Below are 8,110 nucleotides of genomic sequence, written 5' to 3' on the forward strand. Positions count from 1 at the left end.
CCGTGAGCTCTAATCTTTTGTTTTGAGGCATTTTTCTTCACGCGAACCGGAACCACTTCGCTCGAAAAATGCTCTAGGCGCGGGACGCCTTCTCGGCCAGCCCCGACGTCCCTTCGCGGCCAGCCAATTTCTCGGCCACGGCGTCCAGTGAAACCCCGGAAGCCGCCAGCAGCACCAGCCAATGGTACAGTAGATCGGCGCTCTCGCTGGCCAAAGCGTCCGGACCCTGGGCGACGGCGGCGATCACCGTCTCGACGGCTTCCTCGCCCAGCTTCTTGGCGGCCAGGGCCGGGTCGGCCAGCAGCTTGGCGGTGTAGGACACCGACGGGTCGCCACCCTTGCGGGCCTCGATCGTGGCGGCCAGACGCTCAAGCACCTCGAACAATCGGCTCATGCGGCCCCCTGCAGGTCGTCCAGGCGCACGGCGATGCCGGCGGCGGCCATGGCCCGCTTGGCCTCGCCGATGCTGATCTCGCCGAAGTGGAAGATTGAAGCGGCCAGAACAGCGGCGGCATGGCCGTCGCGAGCGGCCTCGACCAGGTGTTCGGTCTTGCCCGCCCCGCCCGAGGCGATCACCGGCACGGTCACCGCCCCGGTCACGGCCTTGAGCAGACGAATGTCGTAGCCGATTTTGGCCCCGTCGCGGTCCATCGAGGTCAGCAGGATCTCGCCCGCTCCCCGCTGGACGCAGAGGGCCGCGTACTCGACGACGTCGAGGCCGGTGTCGCGGCGGCCGCCATAGGTCCAGACGTTCCACCCCGACCCGTCGGGGCGGGCCTTGGCGTCGATGGCCACCACCACGCACTGGGCGCCGAAGGCGTCGGCCCCAGCCGACACCAGGGCAGGGTTCTCGACGGCCGCGGTGTTGATCGACACCTTGTCGGCCCCGGCCAGCAGCAGGCGGCGCATGTCGGCCACCTCGCGCACGCCGCCGCCCACCGAGACCGGCATGAAACAGACCTCGGCGGTGCGGGAAATGACGTCCAGCAGCAGCCCTCGGCCGTCGCTGGAGGCGGTGATGTCCAGGAACATCAGCTCGTCGGCCCCCGCCGCGTCATAGGCGCGGGCCTGCTCCACCGGGTCGCCGGCGTCGCGCAGGGCCACGAAATTGACCCCCTTCACCACCCGGCCGTCCTTGACGTCGAGACAGGGAATGATCCGGGTCTTCAGCATCAGGCGGCCGCGATGGTCAGGGCTTCGGACGGCTTGATGGTGCCGGCATAGAGCGAGCGGCCTAGGATGGCGCCGGCGATCTCCACGCCCTCGCGGGCCTTCAGGCGCTCGATGTCGGCTGTCGAAGCGACGCCGCCCGAGGCGATGACCGGGATCGACACGGCGTCGGCCAGTTCGCCCACGCCGTCGACATTGACCCCCGTCAGGGCGCCGTCGCGGCTGATGTCGGTGATGATCAGGGCGGCCACGCCCACGTCTTCGAAGCGCCGCGACAGGTCGATGGCCGACAGGTCCGACAGGCCAGTCCAGCCGTCGATGGCCACCTTGCCGTCGCGCACATCTACAGCCACGGCGATCTGTTCGGGCCACAGGCGGGCGGCCTTGCGGACCAGGTCTGGGTCATGGACGGCGATGGTGCCCAGGATGACGCGCGAGACACCGGCCTCGATCCAGGCCTCGACGCCTTCGAGGGTCCGAATGCCGCCGCCCAGCTGCACCGGAATCGAGATCGACTCCAGAATCGACTGAACGGCGATGGTGTTGATCGACTTGCCCTGGATAGCCCCGTTCAGGTCGACCACGTGCAGCCACGAGAAACCATCCTTGACGAAACGCTCGGCCTGATCGACCGGCGAGGTGTTGAAGACCGTGGCCTTCTCCATGTCGCCGTGCAGTAGACGCACGCACTGGCCGTCCTTCAAGTCGATGGCGGGATAGAGGATCATGGGCGCCATTCCAGGAAGTTGGCGAGCAGGGCGAGCCCCGCAGCTTGGGATTTTTCGGGGTGGAACTGTACGCCGGCCACGTTGCCCTTGGCCACGGCGGCCGTGAACGGGCCGCCGTGATCGGTGGTCGCCAGGACGTCCTCGGGGTTCGAAGGCGTCAAGGCGAAGGAGTTGGCGAAGTACATGTGGGCGCCGTGCTCGACGCCGGTAAAGAGCGGGTGGGCATGGGCGAGCGAGATTGCGTTCCAGCCCATGTGCGGGATGGTCAGGCCGGGGTCGTGGGGTTCGAGCTTCTTCACTTCGCCGGCGATCCAGCCGAGGCCGGGGGTGACGCCGAACTCCAGGCCCCGCGAGGCCAGCAGCTGGTGGCCCACGCAAATGCCCAGGAACGGCGCGCCCTTGCCGTGCACGGCCGCGTTCATCGCCTCGTAGACCCCCGAGGCGTCGAGGCCAGCGCGGCAAGACGCGAAGGCGCCCACTCCGGGCAGCACCACGCGGTCGGCGGCGGCCACGATGGACGGGTCGGCCGTCACGACGATGTCAGCGTCGATGGCGTGACGGCGGGCCGCCTCGCGCAGGGCCTTTTCGGCCGAGCGCAAATTGCCCGACCCGTAATCGATCAGGGCGACGGTCTGCATGAGATCAAATTCCCTACAGCACGCCCTTGGTGGAAGGGGCCAGACCGCCGGTCTTGGGGTCGATCTCGACCGCCTGACGCAGCGCCCGGGCCAGGGCCTTGAAGCCGCTTTCGGCGACGTGGTGCGTGTTGTCGCCGTACAACGTCTCGAGATGCACGCAGGCTCCCACGTTCATCGCGAAGGCGTGGTGGAATTCCTTGAACAGCTCGGTGTCCATCTCGCCGACCTTGGGCCGCTTGAAGTCGACCTTCCAGATCAGATAGGGCCGGTTCGACAGGTCGATGGCGCAGCGCGTCAGGGTCTCGTCCATCGGGATATAGGCGTGACCGAAGCGTCGGATGCCCTTGAAGCCATCCAGAGCCTTGTTTATCGCCAGGCCCAGCACGATGCCGGTGTCTTCCACCGTGTGGTGCATGTCGATGTGCAGGTCGCCAGTGGTCTCGACCTTGAGGTCGAACCCGCCGTGGCGCGCGAAGCTCTCCAGCATGTGGTCGTAGAACCCGATGCCGGTCGAGATCGTCGAGGCGCCGGTCCCGTCGAGGTCGATCCAGACCCGGATCTGGGTCTCTTTCGTCTCGCGGACCACTTCAGCGGTGCGGGCCATGGTCGTCCTTAAATTCCGTTTTGGGCCGCGAGATCCCGCAGGCTGACCTGCGGGCGTGGACCGTAGTGCGCGATGACCTCGGCGGCGGCCAGGGTGCCCAGCTGTCCGCAGACGGGCAGCGGGTGGCCCTGGGAGAGGCCATAGAGGAAGCCCGCCGCGTATTGGTCGCCGGCGCCGGTAGTGTCTATGACGTTTTCGACGGGATAGGCCGAGATTTCGTGCAATGCCCCGCCGGAGGCCACCACCGAGCCGTGTTCGCTGCGCGTGACGGCGGCGATCTCGACCTTGCCGGCCAAGGCCTTCACGGCGGCGTCGAAGTCGGTGGTCTGGAACAGGGCGCAGACTTCCGAGGCATTGGCGAAGACGATGTCGCACTGGGTGTCGATGAAGCCCAGCAGGGCCTCGCGGTGACGCTCGACCACGAAACTGTCGGACAGGGTGATGACGATCTTGCGCCCCGCGCCATGGGCCAGGCCGGCGGCCTTGGCGAAGGCGCGGCGGGCTTCCAGCGGATCGAATAGATAACCCTCCAGATAGACGTACTGCGCCGCTTCGATGATCGCCGGGTCGACGTCGGCGGCGGTCAGCTCGACACAGGCGCCCAGATAGGTCGACATGGTGCGCTGGGCGTCTGGCGTGACATTGATCAGGCTCTGGGCCGTCGCGGGCCCTTCCGCCAGGGGCGGGGTGTTGAAGGTGGCGCCAATGGCGCGCATGTCGTGGGTGAAGACGCGGCCCAGCTGGTCGTCGGCGACCTTGCCTATGAAGGCGGCCTTGCCACCAAAGCTGGCGACGCCGGCCACGGTGTTGCCCGCGCTGCCGCCCGACGCCTCGATGCCCGACGCCATCACGTCATAAAGGATAGAGGCCCGCGCCACGTCAATCAGGGCCATCGAGCCCTTGACCAGGCCTTGTCGCTCCAGGAAGGCGTCGTCACACTGGGCGATGACATCGACGATAGCGTTACCGATGGCGGCGACGTCGTAGAGGGCGGTCATAAAAGGTCTTTTCCGAAAGGGCGACGCGCGCGGAGTACCGGATCGAGGCGCGCAAGGCAACGCGAGCCTTGCCCGAAGGATCGTGTCGCTCTACCGCCAAGGGCATGACCGACGTTCTGATCCTCACGCCCGCCGCCGACGAAACCCTGTTCGCCCACGCCTGGACCCCATTGTTCGAGCGTCTCGCGGCGCCGCTGCGGGCGCGCGGCCTGGACGTCGAGCACGCCAGCTGGGTCGAACCGCTCGACCCGGCCCGAGCCCGCGTGGTGTTGCCGCTGCTGACCTGGGGCTATCACCTGCGCGCGCCGCTGTGGTTCGAGCGGCTCGACGCCCTTGAAGCCACTGGCGCGCGTCTGGCCAATCCAGTGTCGGTGCTGCGCTGGAACACCACCAAGACCTATCTGGCCCAACTGGCGGCGAAGGGCGCGCCGGTGGTGCCGACCATCGCTCTGGATCGCTTGTCGCTCGAGGACCTGGATCGGGCTCGCGAGGTGTTCGGCGTCGACGTGCTGGTGGCCAAGCCGCAGATCTCCGGCGGATCGCAAGACACCGTTAAGCTGCGCCACGCCGACGGTTTGACGGGCTGCACCACTGGTCCGGCGCTGATCCAGCCGTTCCTTCCGGCGGTGAGCGAGGAGGGCGAGCTTTCGCTGTTCTATTTCGACGGGGTGTTCAGCCACGCGGTGACCAAGGTAGCGACCGGCGGCGACTTCCGCGTCCAGCCGCAGTTCGGCGGCCAGGTCAGCGGCGTCGCGCCCGAACCCGAGGCGCTGCACGCGGCGGCGATGGTGCTCAAGGCGGCCGGGACGCCGTTGACCTACGCCCGGGTCGACCTGATCCGAGGTCTGGACGGTACGCCCCAGCTGATGGAGCTGGAGGTCATCGAGCCGGACCTGTTCCTGGGGCACGCCCATGATGGCGGCGCGGCGTTCGCGGCGGCGGTGGTTAGGGTGCTCTAGCCCACTGACTTGCCCCCACCTGGCGGCTTCGCCGCCTGTCCGCCCCGTAGGGGGCGGAGCTCGAAACGCGGGGCTCTTCCCCCTCTGGGGGAAGACGGTCGCGAAGCGACCCTTAGGGGCAAGTGTTCGCCGCTTAGGCGCCCAGAAACAGCTCCCGCGACGGACATAGATCCGCGATCCGGCACACCTCGCACTTCGGCTTCCGCGCCACGCAGACATACCGCCCGTGCAGGATCAGCCAGTGATGGGCCCGGGTCTTGTAGCGATCCGGCACGATTCGCATCAGATCGTCCTCGACCGCGTCCGGCGTCTTGCCGGCTGACAGCTTCAGCCGGTGCGAGACGCGGAACACATGGGTGTCGACGGCGATCGCCGGCTCGATATCCAGTTCATTGAGCACCACGCTGGCGGTCTTGCGGCCCACGCCGGGCAGGCTTTCCAGAGCCTCGCGGTTCAAGGGCACCTCGCCGCCATGATGGTCCATCAGGATGTGGGCCGAGGCGATGACGTTCCTGGCCTTGGTGCGGTAGAGGCCGATCGAGGCGATATAGCCGATCAGGCCTTCCTCGCCGAGCGCCAGCATCTTGGCGGGACTGTCTGCGACCTGGAACAGCGGACCGGTCGACTTGTTGACCTGAACGTCCGTCGCCTGGGCCGACAGGGCCACGGCGGTCACAAGGGTGTAGGGGTTGGAATAGTTGAGCTCGGTCTTGGGATGGTCTTCCAGGCTTTCGAACCGCGAGAACAGCACCTCGATCCGCGCGCGCTCGGCCGGCGTTAGGCGCTTGGCGACAGGGCGTTTTCTGACGAACGGCTTGGTGGACGCGGGCTTGGCCATGGGCGGCGACCATGCCGTGATGCGCGCCTCTCGCCAAGCGTCGGGGCCGCCCCTAAATCAAGCCCATGTCCGCGCCGCTATATCTTGACGCCGTGATCAAGCCCAACCGGTCGATGAACCGGCAGGGTCTCTATGTGCTGCTTGGCGTGCTGACCGCCTTCAACCTGATGGTGGGGATCTTCCTGTTGATCCTGGGCGCCCCGCCGGTGCTGCCGTTCCTGGGGCTGGACGTGCTGGCCATGGGCCTGGCCCTCCGCGCCAGTTTCCGCGCCGCCGAGCGTTCAGAGCGCGTGCGGGTCACGGCCGAGGCGGTGACCGTCAGCCGCGAGGACGAGAAGGGCGCCCGCGTGATCTGGACATCGCCCACCGCCTTCACCCGGGTCGGCGTCGAGCAGGCGGGCGAGCACGAGGCGCGGGTGCGGCTGATGATGTCGCGTCGGCGCCTGACGCTGGCCCGGGCGCTGAGCCCGCTCGAGCGTGTCGATTTCGCCCGGGCGCTGGAGCGGGCGATCCTCGACGCCCGGGCCGAACGCTATCGCTAAACGGCGCAAGAATCGGGCGGACGGCGGCGGCGGGGCGCACTATCTTCTCGCCATGGCGCTCGATGTTTCCCCCTCCCAAGCCTTCGCCCACCTGACCGAACGGTCGGCGGACTATGATCGCATGGCCAAGGCCCTTTCCTGGCTGACCGACCGCTGGCAGGAGCGTCCGTCGCTGGACGAGGCGGCCGACGCGGTCGGCCTGTCGCCATTCCATTTCCAGCGGGTGTTCAGCCGCTGGGCTGGGGTCAGCCCCAAGATCTTCGTCGCCGCCATCGCCCATGCCGAGGCTCGGCGATCGCTGGAGCAGGGCGTCAGCGTGCTCGACGCGGCTTATGACGCCGGCCTGTCCGGCCCTTCGCGCCTGCACGACCTGTTCATCGCCCAGGAGGCGGTGACGCCGGGCGACGTGCGGCGTCGGGGCGAGGGGCTCCATCTGGCCTGGGGCTGGGCGCCGACCCCCTATGGCAAGGGCCTGTTCGTCATGGCCCCGCGCGGCCTGGCCGGCCTGGCCTTTTCCGATGGCGACGACGAGGCGACCTTCGCCGATATGCACCGGCGGTTCCCCGCCGCCGACTGGCGCCGCGATGACGAGGCCTCGGCCCGCACGGCGGTCCACGCCTTCGCCGGTGGTGACCAGCCCCTGCCGGTGGTGCTGATCGGCTCGCCGTTCAACATCCAGGTCTGGAAGGCCCTGTTGCGCATCCCTGCGGGCCAGACCGGCAGCTATGGCGAGATCGCGGCCTGGGCGGGCAGTCCGCGCGCCTACCAAGCCACCGGCGGCGCGATCGGCGCCAACCCTATCTCGCTGCTTATCCCTTGCCACCGCGCCATCGCGAGGGACGGCCGGCTGACCGGTTACCATTGGGGGTTGGGTCGCAAGGCGGCGATGCTCGGCATGGAGGCCGTCGGCGCGTCTTTGCGGTAACGCTTGGCGTCGCTACTGCGGAGTTTCAGCGGGTTCCCTTGGCGGGAGCCCCAACTAGGAGAATGCGCCGCTTAACGATGATTGAACTGGGGCGGAGAAACCCATGTTGAGCCTGCGTCAACGCATACGCGACGTCGTTGCGCCCATCATCAAACTCAGCGGCAAGCTTCTCCACCGAAGCCCCGACCTGACTCCCGAATGCCAAGCCATGCTTCGGGAAACGGCCATCGGGCCGCCCAGACACTCGCAGTGGAACGAGCTGCTGGCCTTCCGTGACCGGCGGTTCCGCGAGGCCTACCGAGGCGACTTGGTGACGCCGGCTCAAACCCGCGAAGAGAACTGGTCCCTGTCCGAGATCGGACTGGCCAGCCTCTTCGCGCATAACGAGCCGCTGCGAATCGTCGATCTGGGCGCACAAGGCCCGAGGCGGCCGGAAGACACCCAAACCTTCCCGTCGAAATTCGCCTGACGCGCAGCGCGCGCGCCTAGAGCATTTCCCGACCTGACTGCGTCCGGCCGCGAGCTCTAATATTCTGTTTTGACACGTTTTTCTTCACGCGAACCGGAACCACTTCGCTCGAAAAATGCTCTAGGGTCCAGACTCATTGAGCCCACCAGATGATGATTGCGGCGATGAAGACGGCGCTGGCGAAGATGGCGGCGAGTTTGTCGTAGCGGGTTGCGACGCGCCGCCAGTCTTTGAGCCTG

General features: G+C 67.5%; 11 protein-coding genes and 1 pseudogene. 4 read left to right on the forward strand and 8 right to left on the reverse strand.

What is annotated here, in order from left to right:
- Positions 1-73: 73 nt before the first annotated feature.
- Genes ACP7AG_RS17245 through ACP7AG_RS17270 form a run of 6 tightly spaced genes read right to left on the reverse strand, consistent with a single transcriptional unit; the run spans position 74 to position 4,138 of the window.
- Positions 74-394: a phosphoribosyl-ATP diphosphatase gene (locus ACP7AG_RS17245; protein ID WP_426010361.1), complete on the reverse strand. Its 321-nt coding sequence runs from the start codon at positions 392-394 to the stop codon at positions 74-76.
- On the reverse strand, positions 391-1,173 hold the full coding sequence (gene hisF / locus ACP7AG_RS17250; RefSeq protein WP_426032331.1) for an imidazole glycerol phosphate synthase subunit HisF: 783 nt from the start codon (positions 1,171-1,173) through the stop codon (positions 391-393). Before hisF ends, ACP7AG_RS17245 begins: the two co-directional genes overlap by 4 nt.
- Positions 1,173-1,907 carry a 1-(5-phosphoribosyl)-5-[(5-phosphoribosylamino)methylideneamino]imidazole-4-carboxamide isomerase gene (gene hisA, locus ACP7AG_RS17255; RefSeq protein ID WP_426010358.1) on the reverse strand — a complete coding sequence of 245 codons (735 nt, stop codon included), beginning with the start codon at positions 1,905-1,907 and terminating at the stop codon, positions 1,173-1,175. Before hisA ends, hisF begins: the two co-directional genes overlap by 1 nt.
- A complete protein-coding gene (gene hisH, locus ACP7AG_RS17260) occupies positions 1,895-2,536 on the reverse strand; it encodes an imidazole glycerol phosphate synthase subunit HisH (protein ID WP_426010357.1) in 642 nt (213 codons plus the stop codon). The genes hisA and hisH overlap by 13 nt, the downstream gene beginning before the upstream one ends.
- 13 nt (positions 2,537-2,549) lie before the next feature.
- Positions 2,550-3,140 carry an imidazoleglycerol-phosphate dehydratase HisB gene (gene hisB, locus ACP7AG_RS17265; protein ID WP_426010355.1) on the reverse strand — a complete coding sequence of 197 codons (591 nt, stop codon included), beginning with the start codon at positions 3,138-3,140 and terminating at the stop codon, positions 2,550-2,552.
- 8 nt (positions 3,141-3,148) lie between these two features.
- Positions 3,149-4,138 carry an adenosine kinase gene (locus ACP7AG_RS17270; RefSeq protein ID WP_426032333.1) on the reverse strand — a complete coding sequence of 330 codons (990 nt, stop codon included), beginning with the start codon at positions 4,136-4,138 and terminating at the stop codon, positions 3,149-3,151.
- 104 nt (positions 4,139-4,242) lie between these two features.
- Here ACP7AG_RS17270 and ACP7AG_RS17275 point away from each other — a divergent pair, with 104 nt between their 5' ends.
- On the forward strand, positions 4,243-5,097 hold the full coding sequence (locus ACP7AG_RS17275) for an ATP-grasp domain-containing protein (RefSeq protein WP_426032335.1): 855 nt from the start codon (positions 4,243-4,245) through the stop codon (positions 5,095-5,097).
- A 133-nt stretch (positions 5,098-5,230) separates the two neighbouring features.
- Here ACP7AG_RS17275 and nth read toward each other — a convergent pair whose 3' ends face one another.
- On the reverse strand, positions 5,231-5,935 hold the full coding sequence (gene nth / locus ACP7AG_RS17280) for an endonuclease III (RefSeq protein WP_426032337.1): 705 nt from the start codon (positions 5,933-5,935) through the stop codon (positions 5,231-5,233).
- 65 nt (positions 5,936-6,000) lie between these two features.
- Here nth and ACP7AG_RS17285 point away from each other — a divergent pair, with 65 nt between their 5' ends.
- The 3 genes from ACP7AG_RS17285 (at position 6,001) to ACP7AG_RS17295 (ending at position 7,871) form a co-directional block, all read left to right on the forward strand.
- Positions 6,001-6,477 carry a DUF2244 domain-containing protein gene (locus ACP7AG_RS17285; RefSeq protein WP_426010348.1) on the forward strand — a complete coding sequence of 159 codons (477 nt, stop codon included), beginning with the start codon at positions 6,001-6,003 and terminating at the stop codon, positions 6,475-6,477.
- Between the two features lie 52 nt (positions 6,478-6,529).
- Positions 6,530-7,402, forward strand: a complete 873-nt coding sequence (locus tag ACP7AG_RS17290; protein WP_426032339.1) for a methylated-DNA--[protein]-cysteine S-methyltransferase — start codon at positions 6,530-6,532, stop codon at positions 7,400-7,402.
- 103 nt (positions 7,403-7,505) lie between these two features.
- The gene (locus ACP7AG_RS17295; RefSeq protein WP_426032341.1) at positions 7,506-7,871 is read left to right on the forward strand and encodes a hypothetical protein; all 366 of its coding nucleotides are present in this window, start codon (positions 7,506-7,508) and stop codon (positions 7,869-7,871) included.
- A gap of 133 nt (positions 7,872-8,004) precedes the next feature.
- Here ACP7AG_RS17295 and ACP7AG_RS17300 read toward each other — a convergent pair.
- Positions 8,005-8,110, reverse strand: a pseudogene (locus ACP7AG_RS17300) (IS5/IS1182 family transposase); the annotation flags it as partial.

Source organism: Caulobacter sp. DWP3-1-3b2 (assembly GCF_049896325.1).
In the GTDB taxonomy this organism is placed as follows: Bacteria; Pseudomonadota; Alphaproteobacteria; order Caulobacterales; family Caulobacteraceae; genus Caulobacter.